The sequence below is a fragment of the Moraxella marmotae genome (assembly GCF_042219885.1).
GTDB classification, from domain to species: Bacteria; Pseudomonadota; Gammaproteobacteria; order Pseudomonadales; family Moraxellaceae; genus Moraxella; species Moraxella marmotae.
This window is the reverse complement of record NZ_JBHJHR010000002.1, coordinates 1,197,284-1,220,925: the sequence shown is the minus strand read 5'-3', so window position 1 is coordinate 1,220,925 and position 23,642 is coordinate 1,197,284. Positions and strand designations below refer to the sequence as shown.

Here is a 23,642-nt window from a genome sequence, read left to right as displayed (position 1 = left end):
TGCTCGTGATTGTCAAGCGATATTATGCTAAACTAATGGGGTTTTTATTTATCATCATTACAAACGATTAAAAGACCAAAAAACCATCATGAATACACCCATTTTACCCAACGAAGAAGTCCGCATCGCTCACGGCAGCACAGTTTCGCTACATTTTGAAGTTTGCCTAACCAATGGAACTGTCATCGACTCTACCTTTGGACGTGATGAGCCTGTTAGTCTGGTGATTGGCGATGAAAGTCTGCTGGCTGGCTTTGAAAAAGTACTTATCAATCTAAAAGCAGGCGACACTCGCACCGCCCATCTGGCGGCCGATGATGCCTTTGGGCAATGGAATCCTGAAAATGTCCAAAGTTTCACTCGCAGCCAGTTCGCCCTATCCGAACCCAACCCCACCGTCGGCATGATGATGGAATTTGCCGACAAGGGCAAAAACTCGCTCGTTGGTGTCATCAGCGAAGTGACGGACGATGAAGTTAAGGTGGATTTTAATCACCCTTTGGCAGGCCAAGAAGTGCTGTTTAAGGTGCAAGTTTTTAAAGTTACCCCAAAAGGTCAAGTCGGCATTAAGCTAAAATAAGCCAGCCGCCGAACAATCCGCTTGGCTGCCAAGTTTTGGGATTGTGAAGATTTTCGCCTAACTTTTGAAGTTGTGTTATCATCAATTTTGGGAAATATCGTGCAAATAAACGAACAACATGCACCCCATCTCGACCCCAGCTCGGTTGGGATTGTAACGCCGCAAGTTTTGCAATTTAATGAGCCTTTGACCTTAGAATGTGAGCGAGTTTTGCCATCGTTTGAATTGGTCATCGAAACTTACGGCACACTAAACGCCGACAAATCCAATGCCATCTTGGTCTGCCATGCCCTATCTGGCAGCCACCATGCGGCAGGCTATCACTCACCTGACGACAGCAAACCCGGCTGGTGGGACAATCTGATTGGCAATGGCAAAGCGATTGATACCAGTCAGTTTTTTGTGGTTTGTCTAAATAACATCGGCTCATGCCACGGCTCAACTGGCCCTGCCACCATCAACCCAAAAACTGGCAAAATCTATGGTGCTGACTTTCCGCTCATCACCATCAAAGACTGGGTAAAAACCCAAGTGATGCTATCAGACCGCCTAGGTATCCAAAAATGGTACGCCATCGTCGGCGGCTCAATGGGCGGCATGCAAGCCTTGCAGTGGTCGGTGGATTACCCTGATCGCTTGGCTCGTGCGGTCATCATCGCCAGCACGCCCAAGCTGTCCGCCCAAAACATCGCCTTTAACGAAGTGGCACGCCAATCGATCCTATCCGATCCTGATTTTCATGATGGCTGGTATCTGGAGCATGGCACTTATCCACGCCGTGGATTGATTTTGGCGCGCATGGTTGGGCATATTACCTACATTACCGAAGACGCCATGAAAGCCAAATTCGGCCGTGATTTGAAATCTGGCAAATTTATGTACGGCTACGATGTGGAATTTCAGGTGGAAAGCTATCTACGCTACCAAGGCGAACGCTTTAGCAAAAATTTTGATGCCAACACTTACCTACTCATGACCAAGGCGTTGGATTATTTTGATCCCACTCGTGGCTATGCCGATGACGGCTTATCGGACGAAGACGCACTCAAGCAGACTTTGGCACGCACCCAATGCCAATTTTTGGTGGTGTCATTTACCACCGATTGGCGGTTTAGCCCTGAGCGGTCGGTGGAGCTGGTCGATGCCTTGATTGCCAATCAAAAGCCAGTGAGCTTTGTCAATGTCGATGCACCACATGGGCATGACTCGTTTTTGTTTGACATTCCAAGATATGTCAATGCCGTCAAGGGCTTTTTATCCGCACCGATAATTCATCAAACCACTCAGCCAACAAAGGACAAGGTATGAATAACATCGATCACCAATTGGCAGAAAAATGGATCAAACCCCATTCACGAGTGCTAGACCTTGGCTGCGGCGATGGGACTTTGTTGGCACATCTACAAAAATCGCTGGGCGTTACTGGCTATGGGCTGGAGATTGACAAGCATAAAATCAACGAAGCGGTGAGCAAGGGGCTAAATATCATCGAGCAAGATCTCAATGACGGCTTGGCGCGCTTTGCTGATAACAGCTTTGATACGGTGGTGATGGCTCGAGCGTTGCAGGCGGTCAAATCGCCTGACAAGCTGCTGGTTGATATGCTTAGAGTCGCCAAAGAAGGCATCGTTACCTTTCCCAATTTCGCCTATTGGCAAAACCGCATCTATCTGGGCATCAAGGGCATCATGCCAATGAGCGAAACGCTGCCACACGAATGGTACAACACCCCAAACATTCATCTTTGCACCTTTAAGGACTTTGAACGCCTGTGCGATGACAATCATATCCGCATTTTGGACGCCGTCGCCATCAGCGATAAACCAAATTCTAAGCTGCCGCCAAAGCTGATGAATCGCCTTGTCAAAAGCGTGCCGAACTTACTGGCAGATGTCGCCATTTATCGCATCGCCAAAGGCTAAATTGGTCATGATTAGTTATGATTTACCGTTGTAACCTACCGTTACCGTTTGTTGCTTGAGATTATGGGCAAAAAGTACTATACTTAACAGTTGTGAATGGTGATATTTTTTGAAGTGATATTGCAGGTAAATTTACCCATTACCGCCAGATTTATCATCAATTTGGCGTGATTGATTTGATTGATTCAATTCATTGGGTTGATTTGCCATACTTGATGCAGTGATGCAGTCATCGATAAAAATCTGCCACGCCGCCCACTGACCACACTTGGCATGGTGCGTATTGCCACTTTGCCATTTGCTTGATTTCGTTTTGATTTTGTTTGCCATAGGAAATTACCATGAAATTGCTAAAAATCGCCCTGCTGACTGGCGTGCTAACCAGTGCAACCGTGGCTCATGCCCAATCTGCAAGCAGCGGTACACGCTTTGAGACGATGGACATCGCACATCTGACCAGTCAAGCCGCCAGCGGTGATTATCATGCACAGTTTTTCCTAGCCAAACGCCTACAAAAAGGCGAAGGCGTCGCCAAAGACCCTGCCAAGGCAGTGTATTGGTACACTCGTGCCGCCGAGAAAAACATCGCCCCTGCCCAGCTAAACCTAGGCATCATGTATCTGCGTGGTGAAGGCGTCAGAGCGGACATCGCAACTGGTCGTGCATGGCTTGAGCGTGCGGCAAACCTTGGCGATAACCGTGCCAGCTACGCTTTGGCGATGATCGATGAGCAGCAGCAGCGTTTGGTTGATGCTTATAAATGGTATGATCTGTCCACTCGTGATGGCATGCTGGACGACAATGTGCGTAATCGTGCCAAAGCCAAGGTTAGCCAACTGGCGTTAAACCTATCGTCCAGTGAAATCGAATCTGCCAAACGCAGTGCCAATGCTTGGTTCCAAAATCAATAATCTGCCCATTATCAAACAGTTAAAAATAAAAGCCAATCGTGATTGATTGGCTTTTTTTTGGTTTTGATAATGGCTTAAAAACCGACCACAATCCCAAAAAGTGAACACCCAAGATAAACTTGGGTGTTCGGTGGAGAAAGCAAGTTTGGGATAAGATTAGTAAGTGAAATTCACACCCACACGGTACTCACGACCAACGCCTGGCAGACCAGTGATGGCAGTGTGCGGATAATAAAACTCATTAGTCACATTATTTACCGCAAAGTTTACATTTACTCTGTCGTTATTCAATGGTTTCCAGTTGGCATAGATGTCAGTTACATTATAGCCATACTTCACCAAATCCAAATCATTGGCTCGTGCCAATCCTGCGTTGCCCAATGGACTGTTAGTGTTCACAGAAGCACTTTGACCAGTCACATCGTCAGTTCTACGATGATTCACACCAATCTCTAAATTTGGATTGTTAAAGCGGTAAGAAAGCCCCGCTGTCCAAGTACGACCAATTGTACTACCATACTCACGGTTGCTAAATGATGGGGTTCTACCATTTGCAATGATGGCATAACTGTGATATTCAGGCTTGCTTTCTGCTACGCCCAAGCGAGCAGTAAAGCCTTTCCAATTATAACGAGTGCTGACTTCAAAGCCTTTATTTTTGGCATAGCCAACATTGGCAATCCCTGTGATGACAGCATTGGTTGTGGCGTGACGACCAAGCTGACCACTTGCCAACAAGTTATCGATCTCTTGCCAGAAATATCCTGCATCTAATGAGAAGTTGCCATTATTATAGTTAAAGCCAACTTCAGTATTTTTTGCCTGTTCTGCTTTGGTGCCATCAGCGATAGTGGTTGAGCTACCACCTGCCAATAGGGCATCTACCAAGCGTGGGCTACGAGTGGCGTGGTTATGCACCGCACTAAAGCTTAGGTTTGGTGTGGCATTAAAAATCAAGCCCACGCTTGGGTTAAATGCACCATCAGAGATTTTTTTGCCAGTAACCGAAGTATAGTCAAAATGATCATAACGCATACCACCAGTTAGTGTAAATTGACCGATATCAGCAATCACTTCACCATAAACACCGACATCGTCTTTTTCGGTTTTCACCTTATCAGCCGCTTGTGCGCGGTTAGGGTCAATCTCTTGATGGCGATAGTTTACACCATATTTAAATAGGGTCTCATCATTGATATATTTGTCAAAACCAAGGTTTGCCCCTGTGGTTTTGACAGATGTCTGGTTGGCACCAGCAACAAGACCTGCATAACCATTATTATCATCAGCAGCCGAATCACGCTTGTTTTTCATAAAGTAAACATTGGCTTCCGCTTTGCCCAATACACCTGCATTGCCTTGATATTCAAGGTTGGTGTTTTCCATAGACAGTTTGCGATAGCGAGCATCGTTGCCACCAAACCAATTAAACTCTTCACGAACATTACGCACACCTTTGTTGGTGGTGTTAAAGTGACTCAGCACAAAACGATGGTCGCCCAAGTTATAACCAGCTTTTACCAAATAGCTTTCTTTGTCCAAAGCTTGGAATGCCACTTTATCCGAGCTATCGCCACTATAAGGGCTGACATATTTACTCGGTTCTGCTTGCTTGCTGTGATGGCGAGTGGCTTTATCACCTGGTTTATAGTTTTCTTGATCGACTTTGTTATAACTTACCAAGAAATCAAAATCACCTGCTTTACCAAAGCCAGTCACGCCATAGCTATGCTCATCATTACTACTATAACCTGCGTTTACTTTGACACCCCAGTCTTTATCGGTGTTTTTTAGCAAATCGTGAGCATCAACGGTCTTAGCGATGATCGCACCGTTGGTCGCACCGATACCTGCCGATGCCGAGCCTGCGCCTTTTTGTACCGAAACGATTTTGACAAGGCTAGGATCTAGCATGTGTCTGCCTTGATGGTATAGGATTTGGCTGTCGCTATACGCATTATCTACTTTAACATCAATGGAGTTTTGACCCATACCACGAATGGTGATGTATTGCGAAGTGCCGTTACCGCCCGAAAAATCAATGGCAGGCTCTGCCTTAAACAAACCACGCAAATCCGTTGCCGTGCTTTCGTCTTTGGTGGTAGTGGTTACGACATTGGTTTTGATTTTTGTGCCTTGGCGGTCGCCTTTGACATATTCTGTTGGCAGGGTAACGCTTGGATTGGCACTGTCGGCAGCATATGCAGTACTGGCGAATGCGGCACTCACCGCCAAAGTCAGCGGCAGTAGTTGGAACTTGTTCATCATCTCTCCGATTATAAGCTCAATAAAACAGATTTTGTTCAATTTGACCCCATGCCGATGACCAGCTAAACAATGCATAATAAGTATAATTGCTATGTCAATCGTAAAAGTCAAGCAAATTGTATCAAAAGATTTTAATTATGTAAATAATAATTAATCATATTTCGCATATCAAATAGTAATTATTTTCACTAAAAAAAATCTTTTGTTGATAAAGTTATATAAAAATCAATTTGTTATCACTCACTCTGCCAATTGCCCAAAATGCTACCAAATCATGCAAATTACGACAAAATCCATATAAAATTGCCAAAAACCATCAAAATTTCATCAAAACTGAACCAAGCTTTATCAAAACTTAATCAAAGTTTGGTCAAAATCCAGCCAAAGTCCACCAAAACCGCTTTTTGCCCAAAATTTGTCAAAAATTTATCAAAAAAAACACACACCACCAAAAAAAAGAACACCCAAGACAATCTTGAGTGTTCGGTAACAAATTGGCTAAAATTTGCTTTTGGGTCGAGATTAGAAAGTGAAGTTAATGCCCACACGGTAATCACGACCTTGGGCGGTGATACCCCTGCCCGGACGCTGAGCGTGAGCGGTGTAAGTTCTGTCGGTGATGTTATTTACCGCAAAATTCACATTCACTTTGTTGTTATTCAACGGTTTCCAGTTGGCGTAAATGTCAGTCACATTATAGCTTGGACGCACTGGCGGATTTGGGGCTTTTCCGCTCGGTGTGAACACGAAGTTTTGGTTGAGCGAGCCTTCAGTTCTAGTCACATCACGATTACGCACGCCAATCTCTAGGTTTGGATTATTAAAGCGATAAGACAGCGAACTGGTCAAAGTGCGACCGACCACAAAGCCAAATTCAGGCTTCAAATCATCGGTATATGGAGTGGTCGTGCCATCAGCTTTTCGTGTGACTAAGCCATGGACTTTTGGATCGCTTTCAGCAACGCCAATTCGTGCGGTAAAGCCGCCCAACTGATAGCCAATGCCCAACTCATAGCCTTCGTTGGTGATATGACCAATATTTTCAATTTGTTGGATTGTCTTGGTCTCATGGCGATCTTGTGGATTGACCACCGCATCATCGATGCGTTGCCAGAAATAACCACCATCAACGCTCAGCTTACCAGCATTGGCAAATTGATGATCGAAGTTAAAGCCAACTTCGGTATTGCGAGCACGCTCAGCTTTGGTGTTGTCAGCAATGCTGATAATGCCGCCTGCACCGTGGCTTTTTAGTGCATCATACAGGCGTGGGCTGCGAGTGGCATAGTTGTGGTTGGCGTGTAGGCTTAGCGATGGTGTGGCTTGCCAAATGATACCAAGGCTTGGATTTAATTCGCCATCAGAAACTTCTTTACCGTCCATCGCCTTAAAATTAAAATGATCATAGCGTAAACCACCCGTTAGCGTTACAGGACCGACATCGCTGATGACTTCCACATAAGCACCTGTGTCGGTTTTTTCAGGATTTTGCACATCAACGCCCAATGGGATTGGTCCATGCTTTTTAGTCTTAATTATATCGGTTGCTTTTAGGTGTGTGCTTGGCTCAACTTCTTGATGGCGATAGTTAAGGCCATATTTGACCGTAGTGGACTCACCCACTTTGGTATCTAGATTAAAGTTTGCCCCTTGAGTTTCAATGGTCGTGGTGGTTGGGCCAGCGATATTGCCGCAGTAGCCACATTTTGAATCGTCCGCTGAATAACGCTCATTTTTTAGCAGATAAGCGTTGGCAGTGATGTCGCCAATACCCAAATTTTTGGTTGTCCATTCTAAGTTGGTATTTTCTACCGTCATTTCACGATAAACAGGGGCTTGCACATCATTTTCGCCACCAAATGCGGTAAATTCTTCACGCACGGTACGCACGCCTTTGTTTTGTTGGTGCGTGTGGCTAAGCACAAAGCGATGGTTGCCCAAATTCACGCCTGCTTTGGCAAGATAGCTATGCTTGTCCAAGGCACTGAATGGAATGGTGTTGGTTTTGTTAAGCGGATTTTGATAATCTTTGCCCGCTTTATAATCTTTTTCGTCCGCTTGGTTGGCAGAAAGCAACAAATCAAACTGATCCGTCTTACCAAATGCCGCCACGCCATAGTTAAACGAATCTGAATTTTCGCTATAACCTGCGTTTACTTTTACGCCCCAGTCTTTATCACTATTTTTTAATAAATCTTTAGCATCAACGGTCTTGGCGATGATCGCACCATTGGTTGCACCTATACCTGCCGATGCCGAACCTGCCCCTTTTTGTACCGAGACGATTTTGACCAAAGCAGGATCTAACTGATGGCGGCCTTGGTGATATAGCATCTGACCATCGCTGTGGGCGTTATCCACTTTGACATCGATGGAGTTTTGACCCATGCCACGGATAGCGATAAATTGCGAAGTGCCGTTACCGCCGCCAAACTCAATGGCTGGCTCTTCTTTGAGCAGCCCACGCAGATCGGTTGCTGTACTTTCGTCCTTGATGGCGGTGGTTACGACATTGGTCTTAACCTTAGTACCTTGGCGGTCGCTGACCACATATTCGGTCGGCAACACAACGCTTGGGGTGGCACTGTCGGCAGCGTATGCAGTGCTGACAAATGCCGCACTCACCGCCAAAGTCAATGGCAATAGTTGGAATTTATTCATAACATCTCCGATTATGATTTTTTAACAAACCAAATTTACCCTGACCAAAGCTCTATACATTTTTAATTAAAACTAACTAAAATTGCAATATTTCAGAAAATTTGGCAAGGTATGCTTAAGAATTGTGAGAATTTTACCAAACTATTTTTGTCTTGTAAATGATAATTGATAGCAATTGTCAAAATAAATGTAAATTATTTACATTTATTTTATATTAATTATTTGTATAATCATATTAAATATAAAATACGCATAATAGTTATAAAAAACTTAAATAAAGACAGCAAAAACCAAAAAAAACACCCCAAAACCGTTTGGCTTTGGGGTTTGATTTTAATAAATCGACAAATTGGCTTAATTTAATTTTAATCAGCCCATTTTGTCAAATCTGATCAGTTTTGGCGATAGTTTGGTGCTTCTTTGGTGATTTGCACATCGTGAACATGAGATTCTTTCATACCAGCGGAAGTTACTTTAACAAAGGCGGTATTTTTACGCATCTCTTCGATGGTGCGGCAACCTGTGTAACCCATGCTTGATTTTAGGCCGCCTGCCAACTGACCGATGATTCCAGAGACTGGGCCTTTGTATGGTACACGACCTTCGATGCCTTCTGGAACCAGTTTTTCGACACCGTCTTTGGCATCTTGGAAATAGCGATCTGATGAGCCATTTTGACCACTCATCGCTCCTAGGCTGCCCATGCCACGGTATGCCTTGTAGTAGCGACCTTGGAACAGCTCAACTTCACCCGGTGCTTCTTCGGTACCTGCCAGCAGACTGCCGACCATGATGCACGACGCCCCTGCTGCGATGGCTTTTGCCATATCGCCCGAAAAACGGATACCGCCATCGGCAATCAGCGGAATGCGATCTTTGAGTGCGGTGGCGACATTGTCAATGGCACTGATCTGCGGCACGCCGATACCTGCGATGATGCGAGTGGTGCAAATTGAACCCGGGCCGATGCCGACTTTGACCGCATTTGCCCCAGCGTCCATCAATGCCAACGCCGCATCACCAGTGGCGATATTGCCGCCGATGACTTGGACATTTGGATAATTTTTCTTAATCCATGCCACACGGTCAATTACGCCTTTTGAGTGGCCATGAGCGGTATCCACAATGATCACATCAACTTGAGCATCAATCAGTGCTTCGACACGGGCTTCGGTATCAGCACCTGTACCCACAGCTGCACCCACACGCAAGCGACCTTTGCTGTCTTTAGCAGCATTTGGGTTATTTTCGGCTTTGGTAAAGTCATTGACCGTAATCAAGCCTTTTAGACGGTAATCGTCATCGATGACCACCACTTTTTCGATGCGGTGCTGGTGTAGCAGTGCCTTGATACGCTCTTGGGTTTCGCCTTCTTTGACCGTAACCAATTTTTCTTTTGGTGTCATGACATTGGCGACAGGCTGATTTAGATTGGTTTCAAAGCGTAAATCACGGTGCGTTACAATGCCGACCACTTTATTACTGCCAGCTTCAATGACAGGAACGCCGCTGATTTTATGCTCACGAGTCAGTGCCAACAGCTCACCTACGGTAACTTCTGGGGTAACTGTAATCGGATCTGCCACTGTGCCTGCTTCAAATTTCTTAACATGGCGGACACGGCGTGCTTGATGGGTGATGTCCATGTTTTTGTGGATAATACCCATGCCACCAAGCTGTGCCATGGTGATTGCCATTTTTGACTCAGTAACCGTATCCATCGCCGCTGAGATGATGGGCAGATTTAGCTGAATGTCGGTGGTCAGGCGAGTGCTTAGGTTGGTTTCTTTGGGTAGGACTTCAGAATAGGCAGGTAAGAGCAAGACATCATCAAATGTCAATGCGTCGTAGGCAATGCGTAGCATAGGTTATTTCCTGTGTGAGTGCCATGGACTGGCGAAAAATACGCCAAAGGCAGGTTTGAAATAACGCCGTATTGTATCAAAAATTTGATATGATTGGCAAGTAAATTTTTAATAAACCGACACAAAACTCTTATCAAAACAAACAAACCCCACAAAAGCAGCCAAATGCCATAAATTTGGTTGGCAGCGTTTATAAATTTTGGCATAATAAACTTTTGCCATAAAAAAGTTGATTATGAAATCCATTTTTTCACACCTACCCCTATCCGCCGCCATCATCGGCACACTACTGATCACCGCTTGCAATCAGCCGACCAACGCCAAAGCACCGACAGACAGCCAAGCTCACACCGCCAGCAGTCAGACGACAAGCAGTCAAGCGGCGAGCATGAGCGATGACACTGTGGTCAAAGCCTTGCAGGATAACCTAAAAAAATCAGGTGCTGATATCACAGTTACCGCCGCCATCGCCACTGCCATGCCTGATATTTATTGGGTGAGCTTTGACGATGCCCCTGCCATGTTTACCAATAAAGCTGGCACGCATCTGATTCAGGGGCAAATTGTCGAGCTGGGTGGTGAGCGTCCTGTGGATATCGCCGCTAATATTCAGGCCAAATTGGCAAAAGACGCCCTAAGCCAAGTGCCAAGCGATGAGATGATTATCTATCCTGCCAAAGGCAAAACACAAGCCGCCATCTATGTGTTTAGCGATCCGACTTGTCAATACTGCCAAAAGCTGCACCACGAAATTGACAGCATCACCAAAGCAGGCATCGAAGTGCGTTATTTGGCATGGCCACGCTCGCCAAGCGATGTGCCACTTGCTGAAGCCATCTGGTGTAGTGCCGATCGCCATGCGGCATTGACCGACGCCAAAAACGGCAAATCCGTGCAAGCCGCCCCTTGTGCTAACCCTGTGCTGCGACACATCACGCTGGGTCGTAACTTGGGTGTCAGTGGCACGCCTGCCATCTTTAGCGAATCTGGACGGCAAATCGGCGGCTATATTCCTGCCAAAGAACTTGCCGAACTTGCCAAAAAATACCGCTAAAACACTGCCAAATTGTCCGACAAATTACCCAATCAATTATCCAGCCAAATCCAAACATTTGGCAAAATCGCAAATTGGCAGAAAAATTTGGGCAATTGATAAAAAACTATGGCGTAAAAACTGAAGTTATGGTAACTTAATCAGTTTAATAAACGCATTCTGATTTTTGGGCGATTGCTCGGCTTGGCTTGGCATTTGCTCGGTTTGATATGAAATTTGATTGACTTTTTCCGATATAACGGAGTATTTTGTGAATAATACCATCAATCTTGCTGTATTAGGTCTAGGCACTGTCGGTACTGGCGTGCTAAATCTGATCAAAGACAACGCCAATGAACTGGCTCGCCGCAGCGGTCATCAGATCGCTGTCACTCATGTTGGCACACGCCGCCAGCGTGATGATATTGATCCTAGCATTCATCAGACGGCAGACTTATTGGCGATTGCTGAGTCTGACGATGTTGATATTGTCATTGAAGTCATCGGCGGTACGGATGTCGCCTATGAAGTCATCACGCACGCCATTCGCCACAAAAAACATGTGGTTACTGCCAATAAAGCCCTGCTTGCCAAGCACGGCAACGAGATTTTTAGACTTGCCGAAGAGCATGGCGTGCAAGTCCGCTACGAAGCAGCGGTGGCTGGCGGCATTCCGATTATCAAAATCGTGCGTGAAGCACTGGCAGCCAATAAAATTGACTGGCTAACTGGCATCATCAATGGTACGGGCAACTTTATCATGACTGAGATGCAACAAAAAAATCGCAAGTTTGGCGATGTGCTGGCAGAAGCTCAAGCCCTAGGCTATGCCGAAGCCGATCCAACTTTTGATGTCGAAGGGATTGATGCGGCACACAAATTGTCCCTGCTGGCGTCGATTGCCTTTGGGATTCCTGTGCAATTTGACAAAGTCTATTGCGAAGGCATCACCAAAATCAGCTTACAAGATGTGGTCTATGCCAAAGAGTTGGGCTACACCATCAAGCATTTGGGCTTTGCCATTCGCCGTGAGCATGGCATTGAGCTGCGTGTTCACCCTGCCTTGATTCCATCGCAAGCCCTGCTTGCCAATGTCAATGGCGTCAAAAATGCCGTGATGATTGACGCTCACCCACTGGGGCAGTCGCTGTATTATGGCGATGGGGCTGGTGCTGGAGCGACAGCTTCAGCGGTGATGGCTGATGTGATGGATTTGATTTATGTTATTAAGGCTGCCACGCCAAGCGATGTGCCACACCTTGCCTTTATCCCAGAAGAGCTGTCAGACACTCGCATCTTGACCAGCGATGAGATGACTTCAGGCTACTATCTGCGTCTGACGGTCAAGGACGAAGTGGGCGTATTGGCGGACGCCACTCGCATTTTGAGTGATAATGGCATCAATATCGATGCGATTTTGCAGCGTGATGCCCACAAATCAGGCTTGGTGCCGATTATTATCCTAACTTTGCCAGTGCTTGAAAAACAAATGAACACCGCCATCGCCCAAATCGAAGCATTGGGTGCAGTGGTTGAGCCTGTGGTGCGTATCCGCCTAGAAAGTTTGGAATAATTTATCCAAATTGGCAATTTTCACCAAAACAAAATAATAAAAAAGATGGTTTGTGATGACCATCTTTTTTATTGGTGATTGCCCTATCAAACTTGATATACACCCATTCTCGCATTATCAAATAATTGGAGTATGTATGGCAAATAGACCCTACTTATCTATTAAAACACCTTGCTCATCATAAACATCATATCTGTCATCAATGCTTGCAGAAAGATAGGTTTTTTCGTTCTGATAAGATGATTGTTGGTAGTCAATATCCACATAATCATACATCACAGGCACGATTATCTCACCTTTAGCATTGATTACACCATATTTATTGGATTGCTCAACTCGATACAAACTTTTATAATCCAAGTCCATGATCATATCATAGTCATAGCCAGTTAGAAGTGTTGAATGAATATCCATCAAAGCATATCGGTCTTTGTTTTTGACAGCAAACAAGTTTGGATTTAATGATTGAATATGTTGATAATTAAAATCAACGATGGTTTTATTATTGACATCAATGACGCCATAAAAACCTTGATATTGAACATCGGCAAAGCCATTAGAAAACCCAAACGCATAATCATACATCAAAGGAATGACCAGCTCCCCTTTGGTATTGACAAAACCATATTTGTCATTGCTTTTGACGCTTGCCAAGCCGTTATCATAAAACTTATTGATCTTGTCATACACCCCTATGGGAACGATAAATTCTCCCTTGGCATTCACCAATCCCCAAGCATCGCTGACCACATCTATATTGCCAAACATCTCGTCTTGGCTTAATTCTCGTGTTTCTACCAAAATGAGTGCATCAGACATCGGCAAAGAGTTGTCATACTCCCAATCACTTGGCATATAAATATGGTGATATTGGTTGAGTAAAATCAACTTACCTGACTTATCCACCAAGCCCATCGGATAAGGCAAATCACCAAAAACCGTTTGCATATTATCACCAACAATAGCGATGCCTTTTTTGTTTAGGCAGCCTACATGATCAAAGTGCTGTTCGGTTTTTGGTTTGATACACGCCACACTAGCGTATGTTTCATCATCAGCATAGGCATTGCTGATATTGATTGACAACATCGCCAATAGGATTATTTTTAGGCCATAATTTATCTTGGCAATACTTTGGATTATCATAAAAATCCTCATATATTAATCAAGATTTGTTAAACTCTTCGCCAGCTCGTGCCAGCTCGGCTGTCTTCTAGCTCGATACCTGCCGCCTTGAGTTCATCACGAATGGCGTCTGCTAGGGCAAAATCTTTATCTGCTTTGGCTTGTTTTCGTTGGGCGATTTTTTGCTCAATCAGCTCATCACTAAGCCCATCATCAGCACCGATTTTGGCTTGTAAAAACTCGCTCGGTGCCAGTTGGGCGATATTGAGTGCCGCCGCCAAAGTCTTTAGCACCACGGCATGAGCAGCCGCCTTGTCTGGCTCGCCAGCTTTGATGGCTCGGTTAATCTCGCCTGCCACGCCAAACAGCACGCTCACCGCCTTAGCGGTATTAAAATCATCATTCATCGCAGCAGCAAAGTCTTGCCCTGCTTGGCTTGCCCACGCCTGTTCGTCACTGGCGATAACGCCGATGGTTTCGGCGGATTTTAGCGATTGATAAATGCGAGACAGTGCCGTGTGGCTCTCTTTTAGGGCAGCGTCAGAAAAATTCACTGGACTGCGATAGTGACTGGACAATAAGAAAAAACGCACCGTTTCTGGGTGGAATTTTGCCAAAACATCACGAATGGTGAAAAAATTGCCCAAAGATTTGCTCATTTTTTCGCCATCGATATTGATAAAGCCCATGTGCATCCAGTGGTTGGCGTAGCTTTTGCCGCTAGCACCTTCGGACTGGGCGATTTCGTTTTCGTGATGCGGAAATTGCAAATCGTGTCCGCCGCCATGAATGTCAAAAGTCTCACCCAAGCAGCAGGTACTCATCGCCGAGCATTCGATATGCCAGCCAGGGCGACCCACACCCCATGGCGATTGCCAATGCGGCTCAGACGGCTTGGCGGATTTCCACAGCACAAAATCAAACGGATTTTGCTTATCGTCCGCCGCTGCCACACGCTCAGATGCCCCTGCTTGCATCTCGTCCAGTTTACGCTTGGAGAGTTTGCCATAGCCTGCAAATTTATCCACCGCATAATACACATCGCCATTGCCGCCTTGGTAGGCAAGGTTTTTATTGACCAAAGTATTGATGATGGCTTGCATATCGTCAATGTGGTCGGTGGCTCTTGGCTCTTGGTTGGGCGATGCACAGCCCAACGCCTTTTCGTCCGCCCACATCGCTTGGATAAATCGCTCGGTCAAAGCCGAAATCGTCTCGCCATTTTCGTTGGCACGATTGATAATTTTATCGTCAATGTCGGTAATATTACGCACATAATTGACATCGTAGCCCAGCTGCCGCAACCAACGGACAATCACATCAAAGCCAACCATCACACGAGCATGGCCCATATGACAATAATCGTACACCGTCATACCGCAGACATAGATGCCGATTTTGCCAGCTTCAATCGGCGTAAATGGGCGTTTTGTGGCACTCAAAGTATCATACAGCACCAAATCTTGTTGGGCGTGATATAAAGGGTGATCGGTCATGGTCATAAAAAATCCGTGATTGTTTTGAATAATTTAGGTGTTTGAATATTGAGCATAAATCAAACCCAACATCATACCAAAATTTAACAATAATTTCAGCAAAAAACCGCCATCTTTGCCCAAATTTACCCCAATTTGCCCAAACTTTTTGGCAAGTTTTATCCAAAGTTCACCAAATTTCGTCCAAATTTTTTAACTACTGCCCAGACCCTTGACCAATTTTTACCCAATTTTAAGCCAGCTTTTATCAAGCATAAGCATCAAGCATAATCATCAAGACAATTTGGATAAATTGATATGATGACTGATTAAAATACGGCTTATCAATACTGCTTTTGACCAAAATTTATTTTAAAGATTGCTATTAAACACTGATAAATAATTGCTCATGGCTTGGTCAAATCCGCTTTTATCCCATCAAACCGCACACGCTTTGGCTTGATGGCGATGGTTTTGGGTGATTTTGGCACAAATTTAGGCTATAATAGCGGTATTTTATGCTTTTGCTGACCGCATATTTATTTATTGATTTTTTATTGATTTTGTTGCCTATTATTAATGTTTAGTATTAATATTTAGCTTATTGATATTTAGCAACAATTTATAATCATTTGCCATATTTTAACAATCATACTCGGGGTTAATATGAATGCCAATCGTAAAATTTTAGTGACCAGTGCCTTGCCGTACGCCAACGGGCCGATTCATTTGGGGCATTTGGTTGAGTATATCCAGACTGATATTTGGGTGCGAGCGATGAAAGCCATGGGGCATACCGTCACTTATGTCTGTGCCGACGACGCTCACGGCACTGCCATCATGCTAAAAGCCGAAGCCGCTGGCATCACTCCCGAAGAACAAATCGCCACCGTCAAGGCAAGCCACGAAAAGGATTTTGCAGGATTTTTTATTGGGTTTGATAATTATTACTCAACGCACAGCCCAGAAAATGAGCAATTTTCCCAAGAAATCTACAACAAACTTGAGCAAGGCGGCTACATTTTCACCAAAGATGTCGAGCAATTATTCGACACCGAAAAGGGGCTGTTTTTGGCGGATCGCTTTGTCAAAGGCGAATGCCCAGAATGCGGTGCCAAAGACCAATACGGCGACAATTGCGAAGTTTGCTCCAGCACCTATAACGCCACAGAACTTGTCAATCCTTATTCAACCTTGAGTAATTCGGCACCGATTATCAAATCATCAAAGCATTATTTCTTTGATTTGCCAAAATTTGATGCCTTCTTAAAAACTTGGACAAAGGCGGACAACCGCCTGCAATCAGCGATTTATAACAAGCTGTCTGAATGGTTTGATGCAGGTCTGGCACCGTGGGACATCAGCCGTGATGCACCGTATTTTGGCTTTAAGATTCCCAACACACCAGCGGGCGAGCCAGAAAAATATTTTTATGTCTGGCTGGACGCTCCTGTTGGCTACATGGCAAGTTTTAAAAATCTCTGCTCACGCAATGGCATGGATTTTGATGAATATTTCAAAAAAGACAGCCAAACCGAGCTGTATCATTTTATCGGCAAGGACATCGTGTATTTCCACGCTCTGTTTTGGCCAGCGATGCTAGAAGGGGCTGGTTATCGCACGCCAACCGCCATCAATGCTCACGGCTTTTTGACCGTCAATGGCGAAAAAATGAGCAAGTCTCGTGGGACATTTATCAAGGCTGAAACCTATCTTAACCACCTAAATCCTGAATATTTGCGTTATTATTTTGCCAGCAAATTGTCGGCAAGCGTTGAAGATATTAACCTTGACTTAGAAGACTTTATGCAAAAAGTAAACTCAGACTTGGTCGGTAAAGTGGTCAATATCGCATCTCGCTCGGCAGGTTTTATCCACAAAAACAACGGCGGCATGCTTGCCGATACCCTAGCCGAACCTGAGCTGGTCGCCAAAGTCATCGCCGCTGGTGATGAGATCGCCAAAGCGTATGAAGCTCGTGAGTTTTCTCGTGCATCACGCCTGATTATGGCGTGTGCTGATATGGCAAATGAATACATCGACACCAAAAAACCATGGGCGTTAAACAAAGAAGGCAAAACAGACGAAGTGCAAGCCGTCTGCACCGTGGCGTTAAATATTTTTCATAAATTGGTCATCTATTTATCGCCAATTTTGCCAGTATTGGCAGAAAATGCCCGTGCATTTTTAAATGTTGAGACGCTGAACTTTGACAGTCGCCATACCGATTTGGTCGCTCATCAAATCAACCCATTTAGCCCACTGATGAGCCGTGTCGAAAAAGACAAAATCGATGCCATGGTACAAGATTCCAAAGAAAGCCTAAGCGATAATGGCACTGCCAAGACCGCCAAAGCCGACAAAAAAAGCACTCAAGCAAACTTGGCAGACGGCGACAAAGGCGAATATATCGGCATTGATGACTTTGCCAAAGTTACCATGAAAGTGGCTCATGTCATCGAGTGTAATGCTGTCGAAGGGGCCGACAAATTGCTACAATTCACGCTAGATGTCGGCGAATCTGCCACTCGTAATGTCTTTAGTGGCATCGCCAAGTTCTATCAGCCGCACGAGCTGACTGGCAAAAAAGTCGTCTGCGTAACCAACCTAGCCCCACGCAAGATGAAATTTGGCATCTCTGAAGGCATGATTTTGTCCGCCGAAAAAGACGGACAGCTGACCGTGGTTACTTTGCCAGAGACGATGCCTGTGGGAGCGACTTTGGCATAACACAAAGTTGAAAAAATCCATCGCCCATATGCCGCACGGTGTATGGGCGTTTGTTTATGCAAATCAATTGGTAAAGTCAAAGCCAGAGCAAAAAGTTAAAAATAAAATCAACCAAGGCATGCAAGGCTTGATTGGCATGGCAAACAGGGCATAAAACATAGTATAATGATAGTATGCGTAAAATTATCCACATTGACATGGACGCATTTTTTGCCAGTGTTGAGCAGCGAGATTGTGCCGCCTATCGCCATCGGCCGCTGATTGTCGGCGGCGATCCCAATGGGCGTGGGGTAGTTGCTGCCGCCAGCTACGAAGCACGGCAATTTGGCATTCATTCGGCGATGAGCTGCCGTGAAGCCAAACGACTGTGCGAACATGCCATTTTTGTCAGACCCAGATTTGAAGTGTATCGAGCAATCAGCCAACAGATTCAAGGCCTGATGCGTGCCATCACGCCAATCGTTGAGCCGTTATCGCTTGATGAAGCCTACCTAGATGTCAGCGATGTCTGGCCGCTTTATGGTTCGGCGACACGCATCGCCAACCAGCTGCGTGCCGATATTTATCAGCAAACAGGATTGACGGCATCGGCAGGCGTCTCACACACCAAAATGCTCGCCAAAATCGCATCAGACATTAATAAACCCAACGGCATCGCCATCATTCCGCCCCAGCACGCCCAAGCATTGATTGATTCTTTGCCGATTGAGAAATTTCACGGCATCGGCAAGGCCAGTACCCAGCGACTACACGACATCGGCGTCCGCACTGGCAGGCAGCTGCGACTGACACCCCTTGAGACTTTGGTGGCGTTATTTGGCATAAAGCGTGGGCAGTTTTATCACGACATCGCCCACGGCATCGACACACGCACGGTCAATAACAACCGTGTCCGCAAATCCATCGGCACCGAAATCACCTTTGGCGAAAATATCCACCGTGATGACATTTTGCTCAAAAAACTCAAAGAGCAAACCTGCGAGGCCTTTGACGATCTCATCGCTCGCCACTTGCAAGCCCACACCGTTACACTCAAGATTCGCTATGCCGATTTTAGCCAAATCACTCGCAGCCACTCGCTTAAGTCCGCTTACGATTCTGCCGATACCGCCTATCAATGGCTGCTTGAGCTGTTTCGCCAAATCCCCCGCCAGCAGCCAATTCGTCTGGTTGGTGTTACTTTTTCAAATCTACAAAGCCAACAAGCACAGACGCAATTATCATTATTTTAAAATGTTTTGCTGTTTTTGATTGTTTTTTAAATTATTTTAAAATCATCAAACCAATTGTCTGTTCTTTAAAACAGCCAACCTGACAAAAATCATCAATCTGACCAAATCGGCAAATTTAGCCCAAATCCGCCAAAGTTTCGTATTCGCTGACCGCCTGCTTGATTAATGTTGGCAATATGCCGATGTTTGGCAACGCCATCTGACAGGCGATGATACCAAAGTCGATACGATCTTGATAATTGGTAAAGCTGATATTGAGTGCCTGACCGTCAAACAGTACAGACGCAGGATAGATGGCGGACAGTCTTGCTCCGTTAAGATACAGCGGCGTATCATCACCGGGGACATTTGAGATGATGAGATTGAACGCTTGTTTTTTGGGATAAAGGCGTGTCGCCAAATTTAGCCCTGCCCACCAATAATGGGCGGCAGTATAGCCGATAAATTCGCCTTGCGTCATGCGGGCAATGCGTGCCTTGCCTGCTGTAACGCTGCGATGAATTTTGTCTAGGCGTGTGGACAAATTGGCATCATCGGTGGCAAGAGTGGTTGGGATAAAGGAAATTTGGTTGCCAATGGCGGTGTCATTTTTGCGTAAAGACGCTGGGATAAACGCAATCAAAGGCTCTTTGGGCAAAGCATTTTGTGATAGTAAATACTCACGCAAAGCAAACGAACACACCGCCAACACCATATCGTTAGTACTGACATTAAAATGTTGGGCAAGTTTGACAAATCGCAGCTTATCAAGAGCAACCACCGACAAATGCCGACTGGTACCGATACGCTGATTGAGCATTGATGGCGGTGCTTGCAAGCTACTGATAAAACCGCCTTGGGCTGTGGCGTGTTCTGCTGACGATTTTTGAATTTTGCTTAAATAATAATCGTTTTTTAGTTCACGATATACAGGCAAAATGCTTTTTAGCTGGGATTTTAGATTGCTTGCGATGGATTTTTTTTCGATGGCAAAACTTGTTTTTTGGCGGCGGATATTTCTAAGCCACAACGGCTGCGATAGCCATTCATCAGGCAGATGCGACAACGACCGCTGAAACAAACGCATGGCAGCCACGCCATCTAGCACCGCATGATGCACCTTTAGGTACAGCACGAACCGCTTGGGCTGATGCTCGCTTTCTGGCATCAGATTATCAAACAAATGCAGCTCCCACAACGGTCTGCTGCGTGCCAGTCTGCTCTCATGCAGCCGAGAAATGCTCGCCAACGCTTCGCTCATTGTGCCTGTTTTTAGCCGATGATAATGGCAGTGATGATGGATATTAAATTGGCGAATCGCTTGCCACATCACGCCACGGTGCAGCACTTGGTTAAAGGGGAAATTTGGCAAAGCGTCGGTGTCGATTTGGCTGATGAGTTCATTGATAAAATTGTCATCATGATTATCAGGCAACTCAAACACACAAATCCCTGCCACATGCATGGGCTGCTTGGCGTTTTCTAATAACAAAAACAATAAATCAACAAGACCCAGCACACGCACGATTTGCCACCTTTATGCCCCAAAAGTCCCCATAATAGCAAAAATTTTTGGCTTTGTAAGTAGTAATTTGTAAGCAGTCATTCACCATTTGGTAAAAAAATACCCTGTCTGTGGTGAACTGGCTTGAGCCATCTGGCGCGCTGGCATACGCCCTGCCAAAAATGCCTCACGCCCTGCTTTGATAGCGTGGTTCATCGCCGATGCCATCAGAACAGGATTTTTGGCATGAGCGATGGCGGTATTCATCAGCACGCCATCACAGCCCAGCTCCATGGCGATGGCAGCATCTGATGCCGTGCCGACACCAGCATCAACCAGTACTGGCACTTGTGTCTGCTCGATAATCAGGCTTAGCGTATGGCGATTTAGCAGCCCCAAGCCTGAGCCAATCAAACTGCCCAGCGGCATAATCGCAACGCAGCCCATGCTCTCAAGCTCTTTGGCGACAATCGGATCGTCTGAAGTATAAACCATCACCTCAAAACCATCGTCAATCAGCACCTGTGCCGCCTTGATAGTCTCGACAACATTGGGATATAGGTTTTTTTCATCACCCAGCACCTCAAGCTTGACCAGATTATGCCCATCAAGCAGCTCTCGTGCCAGCATGCAAGTACGCACCGCACTATCGGCATCAAAACAGCCTGCCGTATTTGGCAAAATGGTATATTTGTCTGGCGAAATCACATCAAGCAAATTCGGCTCGTCTTTGTTTTGCCCAATGTTCGTGCGGCGAATGGCGACGGTTATAATCTCGGCACCGCTTGCCTCGATGGCATCTTTGGTCTGTGCCAAATCTTGATATTTGCCTGTGCCGACAAGCAAGCGTGAATGAAAAGTTCGGCTACCAATCGTGAACGAATCTAAGATTTGAGACATGGCACACCTCGTTATTGTGCAATATATTTTGAATAAATATTTAAATAAATGCTTTGAATGGATACTGGCAATGCAACAACGCAGCAACTATGGCAGCGTTGTCAATTGAACAAACCACCCTTGTCTGCGGCTTTATCTGTGATTGTATCGACAATAAATAACGCCGCACAGATGAAACAGTATTACAACTGGATAACTATTGTACAGCAAAGATGCACCAATGACAACAAACAACTCAAATGGCAGTTAATAGTATATCTGGGTTATCATACACAGCCAAACACGCCGCCATACTGTCAAATACACTGTTAAAATGTTGTGATTGAATCAAAATGGTGAGTGATAAGAAAAAAAATACAACAAAAACCCCAAATAAATCAATTATTTGGGGTTTTACGATAAAATATTTATCAAATATGGGGCGACTAATGGGACTCGAACCCACGACAACCGAGATCACAACCCGGGGCTCTACCAACTGAGCTATAGCCGCCATAATCTTGCAGGCATATGGCGCGCCTGGCAGGATTCGAACCTGCGACCACCTGCTTAGAAGGCAGATGCTCTATCCAACTGAGCTACAGGCGCTCGAGTATTGACGCTGGTTTTCACCAACAAAAAAAGCCTATTCGGCTTTAAAAATGGTCGGAGTGGAGGGATTCGAACCCCCGACCCTCTGGTCCCAAACCAGATGCGCTACCAAGCTGCGCTACACTCCGATTTTTCTTTACTTCAAGCTTTTTGTTATTAGCTCGTCGTTGTGGTGCGTATAATACAACTAAGACCCAAAAGTGTCAACAACTAATTTCAAAAATTTTGCATAAATTTTATAAGTTATTGATTTATAATGATTTTATCTTAGTGAATTTTTACGCACCGTGATGATTAGTTGTCGGTATCAGCCACAATTTTCATGCCATGAGCTGCCGCACCCCGAGTGCCACCTGTCAAATGAATGATATTTCGGCTATTATCAAGCTCATTCAGCAATGCCACCGCCTTTTGTGCTTTAGTGCCACCACCACACAGCACATAAATATCGCCATCGGTAGCGTCCAGTAGGGCTTTATTTAGGGTGTCCAGCGGGTGATTGACGGCGTGTTCAATATGTCCTTGGTGATAGTTATCGGCATCGCGCACGTCCCAAATCACTTTGTCATCGCTTGGGCTAAATTCGGTAATATCCAGTGTGGTAATCATTGTCAGCTCCAAATTAATCAATAAAACAAATTCAATAAAAAATCAAGCCTGCCGCCATGCTATTTTTCGTGGCGTGGTTATGGCTTTTGTTAAGTTTAACACAGCCCATCTTAAGAATAAAAGCACAAAATGCTCTGATGTAGCAATCTTACCAATTTGACTGCTAATTTTAGCCCAGCCACTATTTACCAAAATCGGTTAAGTTTTACCAATGATAATGAGCCGATTTGGCGTTTAACGCCCACCAATGGCGATGCAAACAACAATTTCATAAAACCTTGATGCAGCACAAAAATTCTATAAAAATTATTTTTAAAATCAATATGTTATAAATTTTTTGTCAAATTATCAAAAAAATAACTTGCCAAAATTTTAAAATCCGCTATAATACGCAACATCAAGACGACATCAATCGCTTGATAGACAACTTGGGGACGTGGCGGAATTGGTAGACGCACTGGATTTAGGTTCCAGCGCCGCGAGGTGTGAGAGTTCGAGTCTCTCCGTCCCCACCAAATTTAAAAAAAAGCCAGTGACAAAACATCATTGGTTTTTTTATTATCTAAATTTCGGGCCTATAGCTCAGTTGGTTAGAGCAGAGGACTCATAATCCTTTGGTCGCAGGTTCAAGTCCTGCTGGGCCTACCATAATATCATAAAGAAAACAAAGACTTACAACAGATG

16 protein-coding genes and 5 tRNA genes are annotated in these 23,642 nt (G+C 45.1%); 10 read left to right on the top strand and 11 right to left on the bottom strand.

Annotated features, from left to right (window positions below):
• The first annotated feature begins 88 nt into the window (after nucleotides 1-88).
• The 4 genes from ACFBZI_RS05730 (at nucleotide 89) to ACFBZI_RS05715 (ending at nucleotide 3,413) form a co-directional block, all read left to right on the top strand.
• Nucleotides 89-580: an FKBP-type peptidyl-prolyl cis-trans isomerase gene (locus ACFBZI_RS05730; RefSeq protein WP_375715439.1), complete on the top strand. Its 492-nt coding sequence runs from the start codon at nucleotides 89-91 to the stop codon at nucleotides 578-580.
• Nucleotides 581-679: 99 nt separating this feature from the next.
• Nucleotides 680-1,888 (top strand): homoserine O-succinyltransferase MetX, encoded by a 1,209-nt coding sequence (gene metX / locus ACFBZI_RS05725; RefSeq protein WP_375715438.1) that lies wholly within the window; start codon nucleotides 680-682, stop codon nucleotides 1,886-1,888.
• A complete protein-coding gene (gene metW / locus ACFBZI_RS05720) occupies nucleotides 1,885-2,502 on the top strand; it encodes a methionine biosynthesis protein MetW (protein ID WP_375715437.1) in 618 nt (205 codons plus the stop codon). The genes metX and metW overlap by 4 nt, the downstream gene beginning before the upstream one ends.
• 341 nt (nucleotides 2,503-2,843) lie before the next feature.
• On the top strand, nucleotides 2,844-3,413 hold the full coding sequence (locus tag ACFBZI_RS05715; protein WP_375715436.1) for a tetratricopeptide repeat protein: 570 nt from the start codon (nucleotides 2,844-2,846) through the stop codon (nucleotides 3,411-3,413).
• Nucleotides 3,414-3,569: 156 nt separating this feature from the next.
• On the opposite strand, the gene ACFBZI_RS05710 is transcribed toward ACFBZI_RS05715, so the two are convergent.
• The 3 genes from ACFBZI_RS05710 to guaB form a co-directional block, all read right to left on the bottom strand.
• On the bottom strand, nucleotides 3,570-5,678 hold the full coding sequence (locus ACFBZI_RS05710; protein WP_375715435.1) for a TonB-dependent receptor plug domain-containing protein: 2,109 nt from the start codon (nucleotides 5,676-5,678) through the stop codon (nucleotides 3,570-3,572).
• Between the two features lie 525 nt (nucleotides 5,679-6,203).
• On the bottom strand, nucleotides 6,204-8,342 hold the full coding sequence (locus ACFBZI_RS05705) for a TonB-dependent receptor domain-containing protein (protein WP_375715434.1): 2,139 nt from the start codon (nucleotides 8,340-8,342) through the stop codon (nucleotides 6,204-6,206).
• A 392-nt stretch (nucleotides 8,343-8,734) separates the two neighbouring features.
• On the bottom strand, nucleotides 8,735-10,207 hold the full coding sequence (guaB, locus tag ACFBZI_RS05700; RefSeq protein ID WP_375715433.1) for an IMP dehydrogenase: 1,473 nt from the start codon (nucleotides 10,205-10,207) through the stop codon (nucleotides 8,735-8,737).
• Nucleotides 10,208-10,442: 235 nt separating this feature from the next.
• Here guaB and ACFBZI_RS05695 point away from each other — a divergent pair, with 235 nt between their 5' ends.
• On the top strand, nucleotides 10,443-11,261 hold the full coding sequence (locus tag ACFBZI_RS05695) for a DsbC family protein (protein WP_375715432.1): 819 nt from the start codon (nucleotides 10,443-10,445) through the stop codon (nucleotides 11,259-11,261).
• 250 nt (nucleotides 11,262-11,511) lie between these two features.
• On the top strand, nucleotides 11,512-12,813 hold the full coding sequence (locus ACFBZI_RS05690) for a homoserine dehydrogenase (RefSeq protein ID WP_375715431.1): 1,302 nt from the start codon (nucleotides 11,512-11,514) through the stop codon (nucleotides 12,811-12,813).
• Nucleotides 12,814-12,963: 150 nt separating this feature from the next.
• Here the strand turns inward: ACFBZI_RS05690 and ACFBZI_RS05685 are convergent, their stop codons facing one another.
• Together ACFBZI_RS05685 and cysS are read right to left on the bottom strand one after the other, a co-directional pair.
• Nucleotides 12,964-13,959, bottom strand: coding sequence for a WG repeat-containing protein (locus ACFBZI_RS05685; protein ID WP_375715430.1), 996 nt, complete (start codon nucleotides 13,957-13,959; stop codon nucleotides 12,964-12,966).
• A 29-nt stretch (nucleotides 13,960-13,988) separates the two neighbouring features.
• The gene (gene cysS / locus ACFBZI_RS05680) at nucleotides 13,989-15,440 is read right to left on the bottom strand and encodes a cysteine--tRNA ligase (protein WP_375715429.1); all 1,452 of its coding nucleotides are present in this window, start codon (nucleotides 15,438-15,440) and stop codon (nucleotides 13,989-13,991) included.
• Between the two features lie 639 nt (nucleotides 15,441-16,079).
• On the opposite strand from cysS, the gene metG reads away from it, so the two are divergent.
• Both metG and dinB read left to right on the top strand, forming a co-directional pair.
• Nucleotides 16,080-18,143, top strand: a complete 2,064-nt coding sequence (gene metG / locus ACFBZI_RS05675; RefSeq protein WP_375715428.1) for a methionine--tRNA ligase — start codon at nucleotides 16,080-16,082, stop codon at nucleotides 18,141-18,143.
• Between the two features lie 173 nt (nucleotides 18,144-18,316).
• Nucleotides 18,317-19,375, top strand: a complete 1,059-nt coding sequence (gene dinB, locus ACFBZI_RS05670) for a DNA polymerase IV (protein WP_375715427.1) — start codon at nucleotides 18,317-18,319, stop codon at nucleotides 19,373-19,375.
• Between the two features lie 115 nt (nucleotides 19,376-19,490).
• Here dinB and ACFBZI_RS05665 read toward each other — a convergent pair whose 3' ends face one another.
• From ACFBZI_RS05665 to ACFBZI_RS05640, 6 genes are all read right to left on the bottom strand, one after another.
• Nucleotides 19,491-20,879 carry a wax ester/triacylglycerol synthase family O-acyltransferase gene (locus tag ACFBZI_RS05665; protein ID WP_375715426.1) on the bottom strand — a complete coding sequence of 463 codons (1,389 nt, stop codon included), beginning with the start codon at nucleotides 20,877-20,879 and terminating at the stop codon, nucleotides 19,491-19,493.
• 81 nt (nucleotides 20,880-20,960) lie between these two features.
• Nucleotides 20,961-21,758, bottom strand: a complete 798-nt coding sequence (locus ACFBZI_RS05660; protein ID WP_375715425.1) for a thiazole synthase — start codon at nucleotides 21,756-21,758, stop codon at nucleotides 20,961-20,963.
• Nucleotides 21,759-22,175: 417 nt separating this feature from the next.
• Nucleotides 22,176-22,251: transfer RNA gene (locus tag ACFBZI_RS05655), tRNA-His, on the bottom strand.
• A gap of 18 nt (nucleotides 22,252-22,269) precedes the next feature.
• A tRNA-Arg gene (locus ACFBZI_RS05650) sits at nucleotides 22,270-22,346 on the bottom strand.
• A 54-nt stretch (nucleotides 22,347-22,400) separates the two neighbouring features.
• Nucleotides 22,401-22,477 (bottom strand) — tRNA-Pro (locus tag ACFBZI_RS05645).
• A 166-nt stretch (nucleotides 22,478-22,643) separates the two neighbouring features.
• On the bottom strand, nucleotides 22,644-22,958 hold the full coding sequence (locus ACFBZI_RS05640; protein WP_375715424.1) for a rhodanese-like domain-containing protein: 315 nt from the start codon (nucleotides 22,956-22,958) through the stop codon (nucleotides 22,644-22,646).
• A gap of 430 nt (nucleotides 22,959-23,388) precedes the next feature.
• Here ACFBZI_RS05640 and ACFBZI_RS05635 point away from each other — a divergent pair.
• Both ACFBZI_RS05635 and ACFBZI_RS05630 read left to right on the top strand, forming a co-directional pair.
• Nucleotides 23,389-23,473: transfer RNA gene (locus ACFBZI_RS05635), tRNA-Leu, on the top strand.
• Nucleotides 23,474-23,529: 56 nt separating this feature from the next.
• Nucleotides 23,530-23,606: transfer RNA gene (locus ACFBZI_RS05630), tRNA-Ile, on the top strand.
• The last annotated feature ends 36 nt before the right edge of the window (nucleotides 23,607-23,642 follow it).